The 19,877-nt window shown below is 59.3% G+C and carries 18 protein-coding genes and 1 pseudogene; 9 read left to right on the top strand and 10 right to left on the bottom strand.

Going from position 1 to position 19,877, the window contains the following annotated elements; translation table 11 throughout:
* Nucleotides 1–211: pseudogene (locus ERD80_RS16790) on the bottom strand (rhamnulokinase); the annotation flags it as partial.
* 289 nt (nucleotides 212–500) lie between these two features.
* Here ERD80_RS16790 and rhaS point away from each other — a divergent pair.
* On the top strand, nucleotides 501–1,322 hold the full coding sequence (gene rhaS, locus ERD80_RS16785; protein WP_136547721.1) for an HTH-type transcriptional activator RhaS: 822 nt from the start codon (nucleotides 501–503) through the stop codon (nucleotides 1,320–1,322).
* Nucleotides 1,323–1,335: 13 nt separating this feature from the next.
* Nucleotides 1,336–2,202: an HTH-type transcriptional activator RhaR gene (gene rhaR, locus ERD80_RS16780; protein ID WP_058758520.1), complete on the top strand. Its 867-nt coding sequence runs from the start codon at nucleotides 1,336–1,338 to the stop codon at nucleotides 2,200–2,202.
* A 41-nt stretch (nucleotides 2,203–2,243) separates the two neighbouring features.
* Here rhaR and rhaT read toward each other — a convergent pair whose 3' ends face one another.
* Nucleotides 2,244–3,278, bottom strand: coding sequence for an L-rhamnose/proton symporter RhaT (rhaT, locus tag ERD80_RS16775; RefSeq protein ID WP_136547720.1), 1,035 nt, complete (start codon nucleotides 3,276–3,278; stop codon nucleotides 2,244–2,246).
* Between the two features lie 367 nt (nucleotides 3,279–3,645).
* Between rhaT and ERD80_RS16770 the strand changes: the two genes are divergently transcribed.
* From ERD80_RS16770 to aldA, 3 genes are all read left to right on the top strand, one after another.
* Complete coding sequence (locus ERD80_RS16770) at nucleotides 3,646–3,969, top strand: hypothetical protein (RefSeq protein WP_058780589.1); 324 nt, start codon at nucleotides 3,646–3,648, stop codon at nucleotides 3,967–3,969.
* Nucleotides 3,970–3,983: 14 nt separating this feature from the next.
* Nucleotides 3,984–4,082 carry a YoaK family small membrane protein gene (locus ERD80_RS16765; protein WP_021313714.1) on the top strand — a complete coding sequence of 33 codons (99 nt, stop codon included), beginning with the start codon at nucleotides 3,984–3,986 and terminating at the stop codon, nucleotides 4,080–4,082.
* 159 nt (nucleotides 4,083–4,241) lie between these two features.
* Nucleotides 4,242–5,678 carry an aldehyde dehydrogenase gene (gene aldA, locus ERD80_RS16760; protein ID WP_136547718.1) on the top strand — a complete coding sequence of 479 codons (1,437 nt, stop codon included), beginning with the start codon at nucleotides 4,242–4,244 and terminating at the stop codon, nucleotides 5,676–5,678.
* A gap of 40 nt (nucleotides 5,679–5,718) precedes the next feature.
* Here the strand turns inward: aldA and ERD80_RS16755 are convergent, their stop codons facing one another.
* Both ERD80_RS16755 and ERD80_RS16750 read right to left on the bottom strand, forming a co-directional pair.
* The gene (locus tag ERD80_RS16755; RefSeq protein ID WP_125308757.1) at nucleotides 5,719–6,993 is read right to left on the bottom strand and encodes an MFS transporter; all 1,275 of its coding nucleotides are present in this window, start codon (nucleotides 6,991–6,993) and stop codon (nucleotides 5,719–5,721) included.
* Nucleotides 6,990–8,411 carry a M20 family metallopeptidase gene (locus tag ERD80_RS16750; protein WP_136547716.1) on the bottom strand — a complete coding sequence of 474 codons (1,422 nt, stop codon included), beginning with the start codon at nucleotides 8,409–8,411 and terminating at the stop codon, nucleotides 6,990–6,992. The genes ERD80_RS16755 and ERD80_RS16750 overlap by 4 nt, the downstream gene beginning before the upstream one ends.
* A gap of 147 nt (nucleotides 8,412–8,558) precedes the next feature.
* Between ERD80_RS16750 and ERD80_RS16745 the strand changes: the two genes are divergently transcribed.
* Nucleotides 8,559–9,473, top strand: a complete 915-nt coding sequence (locus ERD80_RS16745; protein WP_136547714.1) for a LysR family transcriptional regulator — start codon at nucleotides 8,559–8,561, stop codon at nucleotides 9,471–9,473.
* On the opposite strand, the gene ERD80_RS16740 is transcribed toward ERD80_RS16745, so the two are convergent.
* Nucleotides 9,463–11,058: an ABC transporter substrate-binding protein gene (locus ERD80_RS16740; RefSeq protein WP_058758514.1), complete on the bottom strand. Its 1,596-nt coding sequence runs from the start codon at nucleotides 11,056–11,058 to the stop codon at nucleotides 9,463–9,465. The genes ERD80_RS16745 and ERD80_RS16740 overlap by 11 nt on opposite strands.
* A 114-nt stretch (nucleotides 11,059–11,172) precedes the next feature.
* On the opposite strand from ERD80_RS16740, the gene pepT reads away from it, so the two are divergent.
* The gene (pepT, locus tag ERD80_RS16735) at nucleotides 11,173–12,399 is read left to right on the top strand and encodes a peptidase T (RefSeq protein WP_058780594.1); all 1,227 of its coding nucleotides are present in this window, start codon (nucleotides 11,173–11,175) and stop codon (nucleotides 12,397–12,399) included.
* 63 nt (nucleotides 12,400–12,462) lie between these two features.
* Here the strand turns inward: pepT and ERD80_RS16730 are convergent, their stop codons facing one another.
* On the bottom strand, nucleotides 12,463–13,242 hold the full coding sequence (locus ERD80_RS16730; RefSeq protein WP_021506096.1) for a transporter substrate-binding domain-containing protein: 780 nt from the start codon (nucleotides 13,240–13,242) through the stop codon (nucleotides 12,463–12,465).
* Nucleotides 13,243–13,255: 13 nt separating this feature from the next.
* Nucleotides 13,256–14,422 carry a methionine aminotransferase gene (locus ERD80_RS16725; protein WP_058774709.1) on the bottom strand — a complete coding sequence of 389 codons (1,167 nt, stop codon included), beginning with the start codon at nucleotides 14,420–14,422 and terminating at the stop codon, nucleotides 13,256–13,258.
* A gap of 125 nt (nucleotides 14,423–14,547) precedes the next feature.
* Between ERD80_RS16725 and ERD80_RS16720 the strand changes: the two genes are divergently transcribed.
* The gene (locus ERD80_RS16720) at nucleotides 14,548–15,429 is read left to right on the top strand and encodes a LysR substrate-binding domain-containing protein (protein ID WP_136547712.1); all 882 of its coding nucleotides are present in this window, start codon (nucleotides 14,548–14,550) and stop codon (nucleotides 15,427–15,429) included.
* Here the strand turns inward: ERD80_RS16720 and ERD80_RS16715 are convergent.
* Both ERD80_RS16715 and ERD80_RS16710 read right to left on the bottom strand, forming a co-directional pair.
* A complete protein-coding gene (locus ERD80_RS16715; RefSeq protein ID WP_136547710.1) occupies nucleotides 15,387–17,063 on the bottom strand; it encodes a methyl-accepting chemotaxis protein in 1,677 nt (558 codons plus the stop codon). The genes ERD80_RS16720 and ERD80_RS16715 overlap by 43 nt on opposite strands.
* A gap of 212 nt (nucleotides 17,064–17,275) precedes the next feature.
* Nucleotides 17,276–18,799, bottom strand: a complete 1,524-nt coding sequence (locus ERD80_RS16710; protein ID WP_104092915.1) for a carboxylesterase/lipase family protein — start codon at nucleotides 18,797–18,799, stop codon at nucleotides 17,276–17,278.
* Between the two features lie 191 nt (nucleotides 18,800–18,990).
* On the opposite strand from ERD80_RS16710, the gene ERD80_RS16705 reads away from it, so the two are divergent.
* Nucleotides 18,991–19,425 carry a DoxX family protein gene (locus tag ERD80_RS16705; protein ID WP_058769762.1) on the top strand — a complete coding sequence of 145 codons (435 nt, stop codon included), beginning with the start codon at nucleotides 18,991–18,993 and terminating at the stop codon, nucleotides 19,423–19,425.
* A 68-nt stretch (nucleotides 19,426–19,493) separates the two neighbouring features.
* On the opposite strand, the gene ERD80_RS16700 is transcribed toward ERD80_RS16705, so the two are convergent.
* On the bottom strand, nucleotides 19,494–19,877 hold a 384-nt coding region (locus ERD80_RS16700), incomplete at its 5' end, for a DUF1338 family protein (protein WP_136547708.1).

The raw sequence follows: 19,877 nt of genomic DNA, 5'->3' as shown, positions 1-19,877 counted from the left end.
CCAGCTCATCCAGCTGCTGCAGCCCGGCGCGGATCTCCCGCTCCAGCCGGTCCAGGTCCCAGCAGTCATAACCGCCGCGCTGCACGCGCGGGTTGGCGAAACGCCGCACTTCGCGCAGGCTGAGCTGCTGACGGTCAGCCTGCCAGCTGGCCAGCATGACGCGGCCACTGGATGCGCCTAAATCGATGGCAACAATATTACGCAGACTCATGGCGAGTACTCCCTGTGAAGACATGGCGACAGAGTAGAAATCCTGCGCCGCAGACACCTTCCCGCGAGTGCCAGCGGGTCATCACCGCTGGCAGGTTTGCAAAGGTGTTCGTGAGTGAGCTCACAGAACCGCATAACGGCAGAGTTGTGAGCCTTGCCGCAATTCCATCAATCACTTAGGCGATCTTGAATAATTGGCGATTTTCCTGCGCTGCCCGGTGCAAAATTCAAGGTAAGGTGGCAGGCGGCTGCGTAGACTCGGTTACGGTTTTGTTAACTGAGGGCGCATGATGACGGTATTACACAGTGCTGATTTCTTTCCGGCCGGCGATTACACGATAGCCATTGAGCCACGTGTGCCGCAGTCGGCGTTTCCGGAGCATCACCATGATTTTCATGAAATTGTGCTGGTGGAACAGGGCTCGGGCATCCACGTATTCAATGGTCAGCCGCAGGCGCTCAGCGCCGGCTGCGTCTGTTTTGTGCGCGATCACGATCGCCATCTGTACGAGCAAACCGACAATCTGTGCCTGACGAATGTGCTGTATCGCAGTCCGGCGGCGTTCCGCTTTCTGTCCGGCCTGCAGGCGCTGCTGCCGCACGAACAGGACGGCCAGTACGTTTCACACTGGCGGATCAACCATAAAGTGATGGCGCAGGCGCTGCACCTGGTGACGCAGATGAAGCAGCCGGCCAGCTGGTCGCTGGAACGTCAGGCGCAGCAGGAACAGCACTTTTTGCAGCTGCTGGTGCTGCTGCGCGAGGCGGCGCAAAACGATCAGGCGCAGGACCAGGATGCCCGCCTGCACCGCTTGCTGGACTGGCTGAATGCGCACTACAGTGAGGAAATTGCGTGGGAAGCGCTGGCCGATCGCTTCTGTTTGTCGCTGCGTACCCTGCATCGCCAGATGAAGCAGCAGACCGGCAGCACGCCGCAGCGCTATCTCAATCGGTTACGTTTATTGCAGGCGCGGCACCTGTTGCGCCACAGCGAGATGCGCATCACGGACATCGCCTATCAGTGTGGGTTTGGTGACAGTAATCACTTCTCCACCCTGTTCCGGCGGGAATTTGGCTGCGCGCCGCGCATGGCGCGCCAGCAGATGGGGTAACCGGAGGGCTGACATGCCGCTGTTACTGACGCGCGAGGATTACTTCCCGGCCAGCAATTTGCCTATTGCCGTGGCAGAACGCATGCCGCAGCCCTCTTTCCCACCGCACCGGCATGAGTTCAGCGAGATCGTGATTGTCTGGCGCGGTAATGGCCTGCATATCCTCAACGATCGGCCGTGGCTGATCACCTGTGGCGATGTGTTTTACATTCGCGACAGTGATTGCCACAGCTTTGATAGCGTCAACGATCTGGCGCTCGACAATATTCTCTACTGCCGCGATCGCTTCAGCCTGGCGCTCGACTGGCAGCAGCTGCTGCCGCCACAGGATGAAGAGACACCCGCCAGCTGGCGTCTGACCACGCGCGGCATGGCGCTGGCGCGCGGCGTCATCAGCCAGCTGGAGCGCGAAAGTCGCAAAAGCGATTCGCTATCGATTCAGCTGTCGGAAGCGCTGTTTTTGCAGCTGGCACTGATATTGCGCCGTCACGGCTACGCCGCCGATCGGCCGTGGGTGCTGCCGGAGGGCGAACAGCTCGATCTGCTGATGTCGGCGCTGCTCGGCGATATCAGCCGCCCCTTCGATCTGCCCCATTTCTGCCAGCAAAACCAGCTCAGCGAACGGTCGCTGAAACAGTTGTTCCGTCAGCAAACCGGCATGACCATTGGCCACTATCTGCGTCAGCTGCAGCTGTGTCAGGCAAAATATCTGTTGCGCACGCAGGCATGTCTGATTAGCGAAGTGGCGGCGCGCTGCGGGTTTGATGACAGCAACTACTTTTCCGTGGTGTTTACGCGCGAAACCGGGTTAACGCCCAGCGCGTGGCGTCAGCGTTTTTTGTCGCCGCGCGAACCGATGGCAGACAAAGAAAAAGCCTGACGCGCGCAGAGACGCGTCAGGCGGTGCGGTGTTAAGCGTTATCAGGCGGCCATACCGAGACCGACAATGTTTGCCGCGATAATGATTACCACGCAGCCAATCGACAACACGCTCACCGGTCGACGCCCCACCGATTTCCACTCCTTCAGCACCAGTCCTACCAGGCCGCCGCACAGCACGTACAGGCTCATGTGCAGCATCCAGCTTACGAAGTCGTACTGCGGGGGAATTTTTGCGTGGCCCCAGGCATAGAAGAAGAACTGCAGATACCACATGGTTCCCCCCAGCACGGCGAAAGCAATGTTGGCGATCAGCAGCGGTTTTGCCACGGAAAAATCGCGGCGCAGCGAAAGCTCCGGCTTCACCGCCAGGCGGATAAAGCAGTACGCGAGGTTGATCAGCGCGCCACCGCCCATGATCACCACGTAGCTCGGCAATGCCACATACAGCGGATTGATGCCCAGACTGGCAGCGGCTTCATGCATCGGCTTCGCCGCATCCATGGCAAATGACATGCCGGCAGAGAAGATGCCGCACAGCGCCGCCAGCACCAGACCTTTCTTCAGGTTGAAATCTTCGGCGTTGATCCCCAGCGCCCGCTCCTTTAGCAGCCCGGCGCGTGACACAATCGCCACACCCAGCAGCGCAACCAGCACGCCCAGCAGCGTCATGCGGCCGCCGGCGGAGCTGAACAGTTCAACGAATCGGCCCTGCAACAGCGGCGTCATCAGCGTCCCCACTACCAGCGTAATGCCAATAGCGATACCAATCCCCATCGACATCCCCAGATAGCGCATGGTGAGGCCATAGTTGATGTTGCCGATGCCCCACATGGCACCGAACAGAAACACCGGCAGCAGCTGCGATAAACTGAAACTGCTGTAGTACGCCCAGAAGTTCGGTAACAGCGCGGCACTGACTGCCCAGGGCAGAATCAGCCACGACATCACGCCGCCGACCGACCACATGGTTTCCCATGACCACTTTTTAACCTGTTTAAACGGAGCATAAAAACAGGCGGCGCTGGCGGCACCCACCAGATGCCAGAAGATACCTGCAAGAATGGCACTGTTCATTGTTATTCCTTCGTAAGGTTGAGGCCAGACGGAAACACCTGCGGTTTCCGATTAGTGGCAGTCTATGGCGCACTGCGTGGACTCAGCCTTTGGATGGTTGCCGTAAAGCCAGGCTGACTGGCAAAATCGGGGGGGTATGCAACATAAGGATCACAAATTCGCATTTGCTGCCGTTATGCCGGATGAGTTCTTTAAGTTGCTTATTATTCGGCATATTTTTGATTTATGTTGTGTTGATCGGCACAGTTTTTCCTCTGTTGCCAGCGCGGCGCTTAACATGGCACTCACACAAAGCTGCGCGAAGCACTTCCCCCGACGGGGTTAAATCCGTATAACGTGGGAAAAATCATCGGAACCAGGGATTGAGATGAAGAGCAAACGGTTAACGCTGGTGCTGTCGCAAGCGGTGAGCCGCGTGATGCTGGATGACATCCGCGCCATCGTGCCGCCCGAGGCGCTGAATGTGTTCATTAATGGCTTAGATACTACTCACTACGCCACGCTGGACTGCGTGCAGAGCGAAGAGAACTGCGCGCTGCTGGCGTCAGCCATTGTGGTGTGGCGTCAGCTCGGCCATGTGCATCAGATTCAGTATCAGAAAGGCGAACATCTGCGTCAGGTCGATGACGCGACACAATTTCAGCTATTCAGTATGATGAAAACCCACCGCGCGCTAATCCAGCTCGCCTAACGCTCAGGATGCATATGAAAATCGGTCTGCTGTTCCCCATCGCCATTATTGTTGCCGGTGTCAGTTTTCTGGTCTGGTTTATTGCCAGCGGCGCCATGATGCCCGGTTCCTGAAACGGTCCACTGACGCAGAATGCTGCGTCGGTCGCGTGATTCTTGCCGCTATTGCCAGCGCCCTGCCGGTGCTGGCAGTGATAAAAAGGTCGCCAGTGTTCATCTGCTTCACTCTTCCTTCACATCAGTTTAACAAAACCGAGCGTGGAGCCCCTGCACATGACCCTTCATCATCAACACTACATTAATGGCGCGTTTGTCGAGGCGCACAACGATAGCTGGATTGAAGTGATTAACCCGGCGACGGAGACCCTGCTGTCACGTGTGCCCCAGGGCAGCAAACAGCAGGCGGCGGCAGCCATTGCCGCCGCAGAAGCCGCTCAGCCCGGCTGGGAAGCGTTACCGGCGGTGGCGCGCGGCGACTGGCTGCACCGCATCGCCACGGCAATTCGCCAGCGCGAGCCTGAGCTGAGCACCACCCTCGTCGCGGAGGGCGGCAAAACCCAGGCGCTGGCGCAAACCGAAGTGCTGTTTACCGCTGACTACTTCGACTACATGGCGGAATGGGCGCGACGCTACGAAGGGGAAATTGTCAACAGCGATCGCCCAAACGAAAACATCTTTGTGTTTAAGAAAGCGATTGGCGTGACCACCGGCATTCTGCCGTGGAATTTTCCCTTCTTCCTGATTGCGCGCAAAGCGGCACCGGCGCTGATCACCGGCAACACCATCGTGCTGAAGCCGAGTGAGATCACCCCGAATAACGCCGCCCTGTTCGCCGCCATTATCGACGACCTCGGCCTGCCACCCGGAGTGATTAACATCGTTTATGGCTATGGCCCGGAGGTGGGACAGGAACTGGCCGCCAATCCTAAAGTCGGGTTAGTGAGCCTGACCGGCAGCGTCAACGCCGGCATCGCCACCATGGCCGCGGCGGCGCCGAATGTGACCAAAGTGTCGCTGGAGTTGGGCGGTAAAGCACCGGCAATTGTCATGAACGACGCCGACCTCGATCTGGCCGTCAGGGCTATCGTCAGTTCGCGCATTATCAACAGCGGTCAGGTGTGTAACTGCGCCGAGCGCGTGTATGTGCAAGACGGCATTTACGATCGCTTTATCAGCGCCCTGACCGGGGCGATGCAGCAGGTGAAATTTGGCGATCCGGCGCAGCAGGCCGATGTGGATATGGGGCCGCTGATTAGCGCAGCCGCGTGCGACCGCGTCGGGCAAAAGGTCGCCAGCGCCGTCGCGCAGGGCGGCAAGGTGGTGCTGGGGGGCAAACGCGCCGGTGAACGCGGCTTTTATTTTGAACCAACCATCATCACCGGGGTACGTCAGGAGATGACGATCATGCGTGAGGAGATATTTGGTCCGGTGCTGCCGGTGATGCGCTTTAACACGCTGGATGAAGCCATCGCGCTGGCTAACGACTGCGACTATGGCCTGACCTCATCGCTGTATACCCGCGATCTGAACACCGCGATGATCGCGCTGCGCCGGCTGAAATTCGGTGAAACCTACATTAACCGCGAAAATTTTGAAGCGATGCAGGGGTTCCATGCCGGCTGGCGCAAATCCGGCATCGGCGGTGCCGATGGCCGCCACGGGCTGGAGGAGTATCTGCAAACGCACGTCGCCTATCTGCAGTTTGCCTGATGCGTAAACACCGGTGCGCAGTGCGCGCACCGGTTGCCACTTAGCGTATCCGTTTCTGACTGCGCAGCAGCGCTACCCCGCTTAAGAGCGACATCGCCATCAGGTAGTAGCCCGGCGCCAGACTGGTGCCGGTAGCGCTGATCAGCAGCGTGCAAATCAGCGGCGCAAAACCGCCAAACACCGTGACCGCAATGTTATAGCTGATGGCCATGCCGCTGGCGCGCGTACCAATCGGGAACAGATCCGCCATCACCGAGGGTACGGTAGAAAAATAGATCGATTTCAGCAGCGCCATCCAGCATACCAGCACAATCAGCGTGGCCGGCGTGGTGTGATTGACCACCAGCCGAAAGGCCGGATAGATGGTGACCATCAGCAGTATGAGCGATCCCCACATTAGCGGCAGGCGGCCAATGCGCTCCGCCCACCATCCCATCAGCGGCGTCACCACCGTCAGAATCACTCCGGCCAGCAACGTGGCGGTAAAGGCCACCGAGCCCGGCAGATGCAGGTTTTTAGTTGCGTAGGTCGGCACGTAGTTGAGCATGTAGTTGACCGCCGTTGAGATCACCATCAGGCCAATCGCCAGCAGCATCAGCGCTTTTTGCCGGCCAAACAGCCGTTTCAGCGGGGCCGCTTCCGGCGTCTGTGCGGCAAAGCTGGCGGGCTCATGCACGTGGCGGCGGATATACAGCCCGAGCGGGCCAATCAGCAGGCCGAAGGCAAACGGAATACGCCAGCCCCACGCCTGAATCTGGCTTTCGCTCAGGATCTGCGTCAGGCCGAGACCAAACGCCGAAGCCATTAGCGTGCTGGCGCCCTGGGTGGCGAACTGCCAGCTGGCGATAAAGGCTTTGCGCTCGGGAAAATGCTCGACCAGAAACGCCGTGGAGCTGCCAAACTCGCCACCGGCAGAAAAGCCCTGTATCAGGCGCGCCAGCAGGATCAGCAGCGGCGCGAGCAGGCCGATGCTGTCGTAGCCCGGCATAAACGTGATGATGGCTCCGCCAAGCATCATCAGGTTGATGGAGAGCAGCAGCGCTTTTTTACGCCCGTGGCGATCGGCATAGTTGCCCAGCACCACCGCGCCCAGCGGGCGAATCAGAAAGGAGACGCCGAAACTGCCAAAGGTCAGCAGCAGCGAGACCGACGCATCGCTGGTGGGAAAGAAGGCGTGGGCGATATAGCTGGCGAAGAAGCCATATACCGCAATGTCGAACCACTCCAGCGCATTACCGATGCAGGTCGCAAACAGCGTTTTATGCAGGTTTGGCTTCACCCCGCTCAGCGGCGCGCTATGGCTGAGGCTGCTCATGCGCCACCTCCCGCATAAGCGCGGTGTTGCGCCAGCCATTCCGTGCCCTGCTCGCCCAGCTCCCACAGCAGCTGCGTCATGATCTGCAGCCCTTCGCGGGCAATCGATTTCAGCATGTGCTCATTCACGCCATGCTGACCGCAGGCGGGATACGAATGTGGCACCCACAGCGTTGGCAGGCCCAGAATCTCCGCGAACACTTCATTCGGCAGCGATCCCCCAAGGTTGGGCAGCAGCGCAGGTTTTTTGCCGCTGGTTGCCGCCATGCTGTTCAGCACCCAGTGCACCAGCGGATCGTCAGGATCGAGACGCGTGGCGGGTGAACCGCGCAAAAATTCAACCTCAACATCATGGAAGCCGTGCTGCGCCAGATGCGCGCTGACGTGCTGCGCCAGCCGCTGCCAGTCGGTACCGACCACAAAACGCAGCTGGCACACCGCCGTCGCGCTGCCGGGAATGGCATTCATCGGGCGCGCCGGGTTACCGGTAAGAAACGACAGCACTTCCAGCGTGTTCCAGCCGTACAGGCGTTCGGCAGGCGTCAGGCCTGGCTCGCCCCAGTTGGTGTCAATCGCGGGATCGCCTGGCATGCCACCCACCTCGATATCGCTGAGAATCGCGCGCACCTGCGGGGTCAGCGAATCGGGCCGCAGCGCCTCAACCTGCAGCACGCCCTGCGCGTCCACCAGCGTGGCGATGGCGCTGGCCAGTCGGGTGCCGGGATTGCTTAGCAGTCCGCCCCAGTTGCCGGAGTGATAAGCATTGTCACGCGCGTTGATGGTCAGGCGGAAATTTACCGCACCGCGCGAACCGAGGAACAGCGTCGGCCGCACGGCATTGAGCCGCGGACCGTCTGAGGCAATGAACAGGTCAGCCTGCAACAGTTCCGCCTGCTGCTGACACAGCTGCGCCAGCCCCGGCGAGCTGATCTCTTCGCCCATCTCAAACAGCCATTTGCAGTTAAAGCCGAGACGGCCGCCGCGCGCCTGGTACACCTGCTCCAGCGCCGCAAGATTGACGCAGTGCTGACCTTTGTTGTCGGCGCTGCCGCGCCCGTACCAGCGATCGCCCTCTTCGGTCAGCTGCCACGGCGACAGCCCGCTGCGCCAGTTCTCGTCATCGCCGAATACCACATCACCGTGCCCGTAGCTCAGCAAGGTCGGTAAGGCGGGATCTTCCATGCGCACCGCCACGAGGAATGGCCGGCCGGCGGCGTGTGGGTTATCGATGAGCTGTAGCGTGAAGCCCAGCGCCTGCAGTTGCGGCGCAATCTCCTGCTGCAAATAGTCCTGTAGCGCCGCATCGCGATCGTCGCGCTGGCTCTCGGTGCGCCACGCCACGCGGCGCGCCAGGATACGTTGAAATTCCCCGCTGTCGAAATATGCGGTGGCCTGCTGAACCGCCTGTTGTGCTGTCATGTTTGCCCTGCCTGTTATAGGTCTGCTGTTTTTTCATCTTTGCGGAAAGGCAGCTTTGCCACAATTATCAATTTATCGAGTAAGATTTGCCTTTAAAGCAAAGCTGCGTTGCCCGATTTCGAGGCAGGCACAGACGGAGGCCATGGCATGTTAAGCACGGAAATGCGTTATTTTCTCGCGGTAGCCGATTGCGGTTCGCTCAGCGCGGCCAGCGCCCAGCTGTTTGTGGCGGTCTCTGCCATCAGCCGCCAGATCCAGCGGCTGGAGCAGCAGCTGGGCGTGACGCTGTTTGCGCGTCATGCGCGCGGCATGGTGCTGACCGAGGCCGGCGAGATTTTTGCCCATCACGTGCGCAAAAATCTGCTGGATATGGAGTATGCGCTGGCGGAGATCAAAGGCCTGAAGGCGGTGCGGCGCACGCTGATTCGTGTCGCCTGTACCGACGGGCTGGCGTTTACCCTGCTGCCCCGGCTGATTGCCGCCTTTCGCCGCGATCATCCCGGCGTGCTGTTTGACGTCCGGGTGGCTAGCGCGCAGGGCGTGGCTGAACTGCTGCGCAGCGGCGAGTGCGACGTGGCATTGCAGTTTAGCCTGCACGCGGAACGTGCGGTTGAGGTGGTGGGCTCATGGCCGGCGCCGGTGTTGCTGGTGATGCATGACAGCCATCCGCTGGCGGGCGTGCCGCAGGTGGCGCTGGCCAATCTTAGCCACTATCCGCTGGCGCTACCGCAGCAAAACACCACGGTACGCCAGCTGTTTGAGCTGGCCAGCCACATGAGTGGCCACCTGATTGAACCGGTGCTGACCTGCGACAACTTCTCCACCCTGTTTCATTTTCTACTGCGCACGCCGCTGGCGGTGACCATTTGCAGCAGTTTTACCCTGGCGGAAGAGGCCCAGCAGCAGGGTCTGGTGATGCGCGCGGTCAATATCGATCAGCTGAGCCAGCGTACGCTGCAGCTGCAGACGCAGTCAGGGCGACCCCGTAGCGCCGCCCTGACTCTGTTTCTGACCTTTCTGCAACAGCAGCTCAGCGCGCTGTCCGCTGCGATTAAGGCGTGATATCCACCGGATAGAAGATGTGCTTGCCGAACGGATCCACCTGGTAGCCGCTGACCGATTTACGCACCGGCTCGAAAATCGTTGAGTGCGCAATCATGACTGCCGGCATCTGGTCATGCATCATCTGCTGCGCCTCGCGGTACAGCGCCACGCGCTTGTCGTGATTTTGTTCGGCGCGCGCCTCGGTGATGATTTTCTCAAACGGCGCATAGCACCATTTGGACGAGTTGGAGCCGCCGTTCGCCGAGGTGCAGCTGTACAATGGCCCGAAGAAGTTATCCGGATCGCCGGTGGCGGTGGTCCAGCCCATCAGCGCCGCCTGATGCTCGCCGCCCTTGACGCGCTTGAGATATTCGCCCCACTCATAGCTGACGATGTTGGCTTTGATGCCCACTTTTGCCCAGTCGGCCTGAATCATCTCAGCCATGCGGCGGGCGTTGGGGTTATACGGCCGCTGGACCGGCATCGCCCACAGCGAAATTTCGGTACCCGGCTGAATGCCGGCCTGCTGCAGCAGCGCTTTGGCCTGTTGCGGATCGTAGGCGTAATCCTGCAGATCTTTATCAGCACTCCACACATCCGGCGGCAGAATATTCTTCGCCACCGTGCCGGTACCTTTGAAGATGGCATCAATGATCGCCTGCTTATTGATGGCCATCGCCAGCGCCTGGCGCACTTTCACGTTATCCAGCGGGGCTTTGGTGGTGTTGAACGACAGGAAACCGGTGTTGAGGCCAGATTTCTGTTCCAGCGTGATGTTCGGGTTGTGGCGCATGTTGTCGAGATCGGCCGGATTAGGGAACGGCATCACCTGGCACTCGTTTTTCTCCAGTTTGGCATAGCGCACCGAGGCGTCCGGGGTGATGGAAAACACCAGACGATCGATTTTAGCCTTGCCCTGCCAGTACTGCGGGAAGGCTTTGTAGAGAATGCGGGAATCTTTTTGATACTGCACCAGCTCAAACGGTCCGGTGCCAATCGGCTGCATGTCGACCTTTTCCGGCGTACCGGCTTTCAGCATCTGGTCGGCATATTCCGCCGAGTGAATCGAGGCGAAATACCACGCCAGATCGGCGAGAAACGGCGCTTCGGCATGGGCCAGCGTAATCCGCACCGTCAGATCATCCACCTTATCGATACGGGTGATCAGTTTTGCCAGCTCGAGGCTTTCAAAGTTGGCATAGTTACCGCCCGAAACGGTGTGATACGGGTTTTTCGTATCGAGCTGGCGCATAAACGAGAAGATCACGTCATCGGCGTTGAGATCGCGCGACGGCGTAAACAGTTTATTGCTCTGGAACTTAACCCCTTTGCGCAGATGGAAGGTATACACCTTGCCGTCCGGGCTGATCTCCCAGCGCTCCGCCAGGCTGGGCACCAGCTCGGTGGTGCCCGGTTTGAAATCCACCAGGCGGTTAAAAATCGGCACGGCGCTGGCGTCCACGCTGGTACCGGAGGTGTAGAGCTGCGGGTTGAAGTTCTCCGGCGAGCCTTCAGAACAGTAAACCAGCGTCTTCGCCGAGACGCCGCCTGCAACCGCTAACCCCAGTGCGCTAAGCGCCAGTTTTCCTATCATCTTTTTCATCGTCTTCTCGCTTTTTATTGACTTCCATGAGCCAGCATCGGTATTTATTTCATAAATAACATGATTTAGCCGTCTGGCGTATCTCCAGTGGCGCAAAGCTAATAAGGAATTGTGATGACAGACCAACTTGCCCGTCAGCTGACCCAGCGTTTTTACCGTTATCTGGCGGTCTCCAGCCAGAGCGATGCCAAATCCAGCACGCTGCCCAGTACGCCGTCGCAACATGCCATGGCGGAACTGCTGGCGCAGGAGCTGCGCGATCTCGGTCTGCAGGATGTGGTGATTGATCAGCATGCCACGGTGACCGCCGTGAAACCGGGCAACCGGCCTGGCGCGCCGCGCGTAGGCTTTATCACCCATATTGATACCGTGGATGTCGGGCTATCCCCGGATATCCATCCGCAAACCCTGCGCTTTGAGGGCGCGGATCTGTGTCTGAATGCGCAGCAGGACATCTGGCTGCGGGTGGCGGAGCATCCGGAAATCCTGCCGTATGTCGGTCAGGAGATTGTGTTCAGCGACGGCACCAGCGTGCTGGGGGCCGACAACAAAGCGGCAGTCAGCGTGGTGATGACGCTGGTGGAGAACCTGCGTGGCGAGCACGGTGATGTGGTGGTGGCGTTTGTGCCGGATGAAGAGATCGGCCTGCGCGGCGCCAAGGCGCTGGACCTGGAGACGCGCTTTAACGTCGATTTCGCCTGGACCATCGACTGCTGCGAGCTGGGCGAAGTGGTGTATGAATGCTTCAACGGCGCCTCCGCTGAAATTACCTTCACCGGTGTGCCGGCGCATCCCATGTCGGGCAAAGGCGTGCTGGTGAATCCGCTGCTGATGGCGCACGACTTCATCGCCCGCTTCGACCGGCTTGCCACGCCTGAGCATACCGCCGGGCGCGAAGGTTATATCTGGTTCAATGATATGCAGGCCAATGCCAGCCAGGCGGTATTGAAAGCGTCGATTCGCGATTTCGATTTAAAGGGTTTTGATGCGAAGAAGCAGCAGCTGGTGGAAGTCGCCGATCAGATCGCCGCGCACTATCCGACTGGTCACGTCGCGCTGAAGATCAATGATATCTATAGCAACATCAGTAACGCGATAGGTGAGGACCGGCGGGCAATCGATCTGATTTTTGCTGCGCTGCAGCAGGTGGGCGTGGAACCTAAAGTGATTCCGATGCGCGGCGGCACCGATGGGTCTGCGCTGTCGGCCAAAGGGTTACTGACGCCGAATTTCTTCACCGGCGCGCACAATTTCCATTCGCGTTTTGAATTCCTGCCGATCCCGTCATTTGTGAAGTCGTATCAGGTGGCGGAAGCGCTGTGTTATCTGGCAGCCCGATAAGCGCGGTTGCAGAGAAATGTTGAGACAGCCTGACCGGCGATTGCCGATCAGGCTGACACCCGCTTACTTGCTGACGCTGACGTCAATGCCCGGGAAGAATTTCGCCGCCAGTTTAGTCACGGTGCCGTCGGCCTGGACTTTGGCGATGGCCGCATCCAGTTCCCCTTTCAGCTTGCTATCGCCTTTGCGCAGACCGAAACCAATGCCGGAACCGAGAATGGTGTCGTCTTCCACCGGCTTACCGGCGAAGGCGAAACCTTTGCCCTGCGGCTTATCGAGGAAACCAGACTGACCGGCGGCGGACATCACCAGCGTACCGTCAAGACGGCCAGCGACCATGTCGTTGTACACCTGGTTCTGATCCTGATACGACGTCACCGTCACGCCCTGGGATTCCCAGTGCTTTTTAGCGTAGGTTTCCTGAATCGAGCCCTGCAGCACGCCGATATTTTTTCCTTTCAGCGACGCCGCCGTCGGCTCGAGTTTCTCGCCCTGCTTCACAATCAGCATGGTAGGAATGCGGTAGATCGGGTTGGTGAAGTCGATACTTTTCGCCCGCGCCTCGGTGATGTTCATCGCCGAGTTAATCGCATCGAATTTTTTCGCCTGCAGCGCCGGGATCAGCGCATCAAAGCTGCTCTCAACCCATTTGCAGTCAAAATGGCCGACCTGGCAGATGGCTTTGCCCAGTTCGATGTCAAAACCCTCCAGCTCGCCCTGCGCGTTGCGGCTTTCAAACGGCGGATATTGCGACTCCAGACCGTAGCGCAGGCTCTCCTGCGCCAGCGCCTGCACGGAGGTGATCATGCCCAGTGCGATAAACAGTGCGTTCAGTTTTTTCATTATTTTCCCCTAATTACCCTTTAACCCGGCACAGCGCCTGCGCGCCGGCTTCGAGCGTTGCGTCGTCTTTAGCAAAAGAAAGGCGGATTAATTTATTGTCAGTGCCATCCATATAAAACGCCGACAGCGGAATGGTAGCCACACCGTGATCGACGATGAGACGTTTTACCATTTCACTGTCGCTTTCGTCACTGAAATGTCCGTAGCTGGCCAACATAAAGAACGAACCGGCGCTCGGTAACAGCCTGAACGGTGAATCCTGCAGCAGCGTCTGCAGCCGGTCGCGTTTCGCCTGATAAAACGACGACAGCTGCAGATAGTTTTGCGGGTTCTGCAGATACTGCGCGAAGCCAACCTGCATGGGCGTATCGGCGGCGTACATCATGAACTGATGCACCTTGACGATCTCCGCCATCAGCGCAGCAGGCGCCAGCGCATAGCCGACGCGCCAGCCGGTCACGTGGAAGGTTTTGCCGAAGGAGGACACCACCACGCTGCGCTGTGCCAGTTCCGCATGCGTGGCCATGCCGCAGTGCGTCTGGCCGTCAAACACGATGTGTTCGTAGACTTCATCAGACAACACCACGATGTCAGTGTTACGCGTCAGGGCCGCCAGCTGGTCGAGATCGGCGGCATTCAGTACCTGTCCGCTCGGGTTATGTGGCGTATTGATGATAATCATGCGCGTACGCGGCGTGATCGCGGCACGCAGTTCGTCCCAGTCAATCGCAAAATCCGGCACCTGCAGCTTGAGGCCGATCGGCGTCGCGCCCTGTAACCGCACCACCGGCGCGTAGCTGTCAAAGGCTGGCTCAAAGAAGATCACTTCATCACCCGGATGCACCAGCGCCGAAATCGCCATGTAGATGCCCTGACTGGCACTGCCGGTGATCAGGACTTCGCTGGCGGCATCGTACGGCTGGCCATACAGGCGGTGCACCTTCTCCGCCAGCGCTTCACGCAGCGCCGGTAAACCGGTCATCGCGGCGTACTGATTATGGCCGTCGCGCATCGCCTGGCTGACCAGCTCAACCAGCTGCGGGTCACACGGGAAATTGGGTGCGCCCTGAGAGAGATTAACTGCCTGGTGCTGTGCGGACAGCTGGCCGATCACGCTAAAAATGGTGGTGCCGACGTCCGGCTGTTTGGAGGAGAGCTTCACGCTGCTGTTCAGGGTCATCATTGCTCCACAGGTTGCATAACCACGTATCGTAAGTAGATTTCTATTCAACGGCGCGACGCTTGAGTCGACAAGCGAATTGTTGTCATAATAGCCATGATAAAAAATCATAGCTTGAGGTCGTTATGTCCCGCTCTGCTCTGCCGCTCAACGCCATTCATGCCTTTCTGGTCACCGCCCGTCATCTCAACCTGACGCGCGCCGCCAGCGAACTGTGCATCACTCAGGGCGCGGTGAGCCGCAAAATTGCGGCGCTGGAGAGCTGGCTGGGATTTGCCCTGTTTGAACGCCACGCGCGCGGTCTGCATCTCACCGATCAGGGCGCGGCGCTGCTGCCGGAGCTGCAACAGGGATTCAATCTGCTGATCAATGCCACAGAGAAAGCCAGCCGCAGCAATGCCTCGATTCGGCTTAAAGCCCCGACCTGCGCCATGCGCTGGCTGGTGCCGCGTCTGGTGGCGCTGGAGCAGCAGCGGCCAGACATTCACGTGGCGCTGACCACCACGCTCGATCACGCGTCGCAGCTGGAAAACTTTGATGCGGCAATTGTATTCGGCACGCCTCCTGCCGGTGCCATTCCGCTGTTTGCCGAGCGCCTGACGCCGGTGCTGGCCAGCAGCGTGCCGGCACCGCGCCATGTCAGCGAACTGGCCAAATTCACCTTCCTGCACCCGACCGGCGATACGCGCGACTGGCAGCTGTGGCTGTCCGCCCAGGCGGAGCAGCTGCCGATGGCGCGCAATCAGCATTTCGCCACCATGGATTTGGCGATCAGCGCGGCGATTCAGGGATTTGGCGTGACGGTGGCGGATATTACGCTGGTGGAGAATGATTTGGCGAATGGGCGGTTAATCGCCCCGTTTGCCGCGAATGTGGCAACCGGGGCGAGCTACAGCCTGTTACAACGGGCGGAAAAAGATGCGCCACCGTTTTTGCCGCAGCTGGTGGCGTGGTTGTGTCAGCCTCAGAATGAAACCCACTCTTCACTGCTGGCGGGTTTACCCTGAGCGCCTGCGGCGGCAGATAATACCGGCCGGCGCAGCGCAGGCGCAGCAGTGGATGCCACAGCCTGCGCGCGCGGCGCGCTGTCGGACAGACGGAACTTCGCCACCGACGCCTGCAGCTCTTCGGTCTGACGCTCCAGCGCGCTGGCCGCCGCCGACACCTGCTCCACCAGCGATGCGTTCTGCTGGGTGACGCTGTCCATTTCGGTGACGGCAGTGCCGACCTGCGAAATCCCTTTGCTCTGCTCTTCCGACGCGGCAGCGATGTGCTTCATGATCTCATTCACATCCTGCACCGACTTCAGAATGTCATGCATGGTGCTGCCAGCGCTGCTGACCAGCTCCGAGCCCTTTTCAACGCGTGACACGGAATCTTCAATCAGCGTGGCGATCTCTTTTGCGGCGCCGGCGCTGCGTTGCGCCAGGTTGCGCACTTCGCTGGCCACCACGGCAAAGCCGCGCCCCTGCTCACCGGCACGCGCCGCTTCGACCGCCGCGTTGAGCGCCAGGATGTTGGTCTGGAAGGCGATACCGTTGATCACGCTGGTGATTTCGGCAATCTTTTTCGAACTGCCGGAGATGCCCTGCATGGTGGTCACCACTTCGCCCACCAGACGGCCGCCCTGCTGCGCGGTGCCGGTGGCGGTCTCCGCCAGCGCGCTGGCCTGACGTGCGTTGTCGGCGTTGAATTTCACCGTGGCGGTCAGTTGCTCCATGCTGGCTGCGGTCTGTTCCAGCGCGGCCGCCTGCTCTTCGGTGCGCGATGAAAGATCGTTATTGCCGGCTGAAATTTCTGCCGCGCCGCGGTAGATGTTCTCCGTGCCGCTGCGGATGGCGCTGACTGCTTCACGCAGGCTGTCCTGCATCGCCCGCAGCAGTGGCACCAGTTTGCCAACGCAGTTGCGGCCAAATTCTTCCACCGGCTGGCTGAGATCGCCCTGCGCAATCACGGTAAAATGGTTACGAATGCGATCCAGTGGTTTCACCAGCATCGTCACCAGGTAACGGTCAGTGAACAGCAGAATCAATAAGCCGAACACCACCGCCGACACAATAATCACTTTGGTCATGCTGGTAAGCGTGTCCACGGTCACGCGGGTCTCATCCAGCTTGCTGCTGGCGGCCTGATTAAACGCTTCTGCGCTGGCACCAAACGCCCGGCTCAGCGGCGGCGTGACATTGTTGGCCTGCGCGCGCCATGCATCCAGTGAAGCCTGCTGCGCCAGCGCCACCTGTGGCGCGATACCCTCATCCAGCAGTTTCTGCCAGCTGCTGATCACATTGTTCACCGTCTCACTGTCCATCGGACCCGGCGCCATGGCTTTGAACTGGGTTAACTGCTGTTTCATGTTATCCAGTGCCTGCTGCACCGGCGCGAACGCTTCTGCGGTCGGCGCGTTACCGGCGGTGCGGCCTTCCATTACCCGCGACAGACGCGTGACCACGCGGAAATATTGATCGTTGCCTTTGCTGAGCGCCGTCATCTGGTTTACCAGCTGACGATCAATCTCGTTACCCTCGCCGAGCGCATTCAGCGAGTGGACGCTGAACAGCCCTACGCCACACCATAACAGGCAGAAAAGCCCGAGAATGATCAGCATAACGGCGCGAATCGTGAAGTTTTTTAACATACCCATACATAATCCCCTGGTGTGAACGCTGGCAGCCCGGATAAAACAGGGCTTAGGGTATTTATCGGCAGCGAACCGGGAAAAGATAAATGTTTTGTAAGCTAATTAATTGCAGGATGGGGTGCCGCGCGGGGCGGCTGAGCGGTCGTAAAATCAGGCAGATAGCGGCCAATTTGCCTTAAAAAAACATTGATGTTTTTACATGATTAGCAGGCTTATTAAAGTTTAACGTGGCTGCGCATCATCAGGCGAAACAGACGCAGACGGCCGCGCATAAATCGCGCCTTCAGCACCGATTCCGCTTTACCGTCGTGGCCAAAGGCGAGAGTCAAATCTTCACCTGGCCGCCACACCGGCCAGTCGGGTTCCCCGTCGAGCCGCAGCCGATGGCTGAACTCACTGGCATCCCGTGCAAAGGCCACCCACCAGGCGCTGACGCGGCCGGCAAAGGCGATATCGCTGGCGCTGTAATGCCAGTCACCCGGCGGCGGCAGCGTCGCGAGCGTATTGAAGACATAAGGAATTTCGTTGCCGTGCCAGGTGCCGTGCGGGTAGAGATGACGCGCGTTTTCTGACACATAATCAAACCAGTAACGCCACGCAGGCATGCCGATGCTGTGCTGCGACTGCGCCACCAGCAGCGGCATGACGGTAAACGCCATGTCGCGCGCCACCGCGCGTCCCAGCAGGCTGTCATCATGGATATCGTACAGCCACTTCAACAGGCGATAACTCAGGCGACTTTTGCTGCGCAGCTGCTGTAACACGCTGCGGGCATCTACGCCGAAGTAGTCCAGCACGCTGGCTTCATCGCTGTTGCTGCCAATCATCAACGGCACGCGATGCTGTTTACCCGCCATAAAGGTGTCGAGCATCGGTCTGGGTAGCACCGCATCGCCGCTGATGGCCACCGGCCCCAGCGCCAGCGGTCGCTCCAGCGGCCAGAAACTGTCGGCCGGCAGTGCGCGCAGCTGCTCCGCACTGGCATCCGCGGCCAGATTGAAATGCGCTGCCACCTGCAGGCCGGTTTGCTGCGCCTGCTTATGCGGCACGTCCGGCAGGCTGTAGGCACTTTGCACGATGCCCTTATGAAACAGTCCTTCGGCCAGCGGCGAGCAACATAGCGACAGTACGCTGCGCGCGCCGGACGATTCGCCAAACAGCGTGACGTTATGGCGATCGCCGCCAAATGCCGGGATGTTACGCTGAATCCACTGCAGCGCGGCAATCTGATCCAGCAGCGCAAAATTATTGACCACCTTGCCCGGCGGATACTGGGCGTCGAGCGCCGGATGCGCGAAAAAGCCGAAATGACCAAGGCGGTAATTGAGTGTCACCACCACCACACCCTGCGCTGCCAGCGCTTTGCCGCGATAGGGATCAAGGCTGCCGGCACCGATGCTGAAGCCGCCGCCGTGCAGCCATACCATCACCGGTAACGGCGTAACGGGTTCGACATCAGGCGTCCAGACATTCAGATAGAGGCAGTCTTCGCTGAAGCGGCCCGGATCGCCGCCGCCGGCCGCCACGCAGTAGTCACGATTTTGCCAGCTGGCATCGCCCCACGCGGTGGCATCGCGCAGCGTTTGCCACGGTGCCACCGGCTGCGGCGGACGCCAGCGCAGTGCGCCAACCGGCGGCGCTGCATAAGGTATTCCTTTAAAGGTAAACAGTTCATCATCCATCAGGCCTCTGAGTTCACCTTCTGCCGTCATGATCCTCAGACGTCGTTCATTTTTCATTGCGGGTTCCTGGTAAAGCCTGATTCCATTATTTGCAGGCCTCAGTGGAATGTCTATGTTCTGCAAGCATTTGCAGATTAAGCCGAATAAGCGACCGATTCATTGAACAACTTCATCAAATTTTTTGGTTAACTGCAGCGACGCATTCTGTTTTATGGTTGCAAGTTAACCTGGCGTGACGGAGAGACGCGATGTTTGCTGGCATCAATCAGCTGTTCACCCGGATGAGCGATCACCCGGATTTCGGTAAATTGCTGTTACGCTTAACCTTCGGCGGGCTATTGCTGTTTCATGGCGAGTTTAAGGCGATTCATGGCGTCGGCTGGATCGCCCATCTGCTCAGCGTCAAAGGCATGCCAGGTTTCATCGCTTACGGTGCTTACATCGGGGAAATTGTGGCACCCATCATGGTCATCGTTGGCCTGCTGACGCGCCCGGCGGCCTTTATCATTGCCGTTAACATGGTAGTCGCAACGCTGCTGGTGAAAATGGGCGCACTCTGGCATCGCACCGATGTCGGCGCCTGGTCGCTGGAAACGGAAGCGCTTTACCTGCTGGGCGCGCTGGCCATCCTGTTCCTGGGTGCCGGAAAATATACGCTGGTGCGCGACGCACGCCTGCAATAATCATTAGAAAGAAAAACAGCCGGCCTGTAAAAGTGATCCTGTCACTTTTCAGGCCGCTTTTTTACGCCCTACTCCTGCACGCCGCAGCGCGCCAGACTGCGCTGTTGCGTCTGCTGATACAGCACCATCTCATCCTGCACGGCGGCACCGAGCGCGGCTTCAAAATCGGCACGACTGGCATTGCCGGCGCTGCGGGCCTGAGTCTGGTTGCCGAGATTCGACTGGAAGATACCGGCCGCGCTCACCGGCAGAAAATCTTCGTAGACAATCGGTTCCGCCTGTAAACGTCCGGTGGCCAGCAGCTGCGCCACGGTTTCCCCGGCGCGCGGCGGCTGATGCTCGCCCTGCGGCGTCAGACGGTAGCGGAACCACGCCAGCTCCTGCTCGCGCAGCGTCTGTTCATCATCAGGAAAATCACGAAACACCGCGCTGAGGTGCTGCTGATGCTGCTG

It is taken from the genome of Pantoea sp. R102 (assembly GCF_004916815.1).
In the GTDB taxonomy this organism is placed as follows: Bacteria; Pseudomonadota; Gammaproteobacteria; order Enterobacterales; family Enterobacteriaceae; genus Pantoea; species Pantoea dispersa.
The sequence above is the reverse complement of the archived record's forward strand: the minus strand, read 5'-3'. Positions and strand labels throughout refer to the sequence as shown.

Bases quoted from the DNA above. Each gene is read 5' to 3' on its own strand.
- rhaS (WP_136547721.1), top strand. From the start codon at position 501: ATGACGGTATTACACAGTGCTGATTTCTTTCCGGCCGGCGATTACACG.
- ERD80_RS16710 (WP_104092915.1), bottom strand. From the start codon at position 18,799: ATGAAAAATGAACGACGTCTGAGGATCATGACGGCAGAAGGTGAACTC.
- rhaT (WP_136547720.1), bottom strand. From the start codon at position 3,278: ATGAACAGTGCCATTCTTGCAGGTATCTTCTGGCATCTGGTGGGTGCC.
- ERD80_RS16715 (WP_136547710.1), bottom strand. From the start codon at position 17,063: ATGGGTATGTTAAAAAACTTCACGATTCGCGCCGTTATGCTGATCATT.
- ERD80_RS16720 (WP_136547712.1), top strand. From the start codon at position 14,548: ATGTCCCGCTCTGCTCTGCCGCTCAACGCCATTCATGCCTTTCTGGTC.
- aldA (WP_136547718.1), top strand. From the start codon at position 4,242: ATGACCCTTCATCATCAACACTACATTAATGGCGCGTTTGTCGAGGCG.
- ERD80_RS16740 (WP_058758514.1), bottom strand. From the start codon at position 11,058: ATGAAAAAGATGATAGGAAAACTGGCGCTTAGCGCACTGGGGTTAGCG.
- ERD80_RS16725 (WP_058774709.1), bottom strand. From the start codon at position 14,422: ATGACCCTGAACAGCAGCGTGAAGCTCTCCTCCAAACAGCCGGACGTC.
- ERD80_RS16705 (WP_058769762.1), top strand. From the start codon at position 18,991: ATGTTTGCTGGCATCAATCAGCTGTTCACCCGGATGAGCGATCACCCG.
- ERD80_RS16770 (WP_058780589.1), top strand. From the start codon at position 3,646: ATGAAGAGCAAACGGTTAACGCTGGTGCTGTCGCAAGCGGTGAGCCGC.
- ERD80_RS16730 (WP_021506096.1), bottom strand. From the start codon at position 13,242: ATGAAAAAACTGAACGCACTGTTTATCGCACTGGGCATGATCACCTCC.
- ERD80_RS16745 (WP_136547714.1), top strand. From the start codon at position 8,559: ATGTTAAGCACGGAAATGCGTTATTTTCTCGCGGTAGCCGATTGCGGT.
- rhaR (WP_058758520.1), top strand. From the start codon at position 1,336: ATGCCGCTGTTACTGACGCGCGAGGATTACTTCCCGGCCAGCAATTTG.
- ERD80_RS16750 (WP_136547716.1), bottom strand. From the start codon at position 8,411: ATGACAGCACAACAGGCGGTTCAGCAGGCCACCGCATATTTCGACAGC.
- ERD80_RS16765 (WP_021313714.1), top strand. From the start codon at position 3,984: ATGAAAATCGGTCTGCTGTTCCCCATCGCCATTATTGTTGCCGGTGTC.
- pepT (WP_058780594.1), top strand. From the start codon at position 11,173: ATGACAGACCAACTTGCCCGTCAGCTGACCCAGCGTTTTTACCGTTAT.
- ERD80_RS16755 (WP_125308757.1), bottom strand. From the start codon at position 6,993: ATGAGCAGCCTCAGCCATAGCGCGCCGCTGAGCGGGGTGAAGCCAAAC.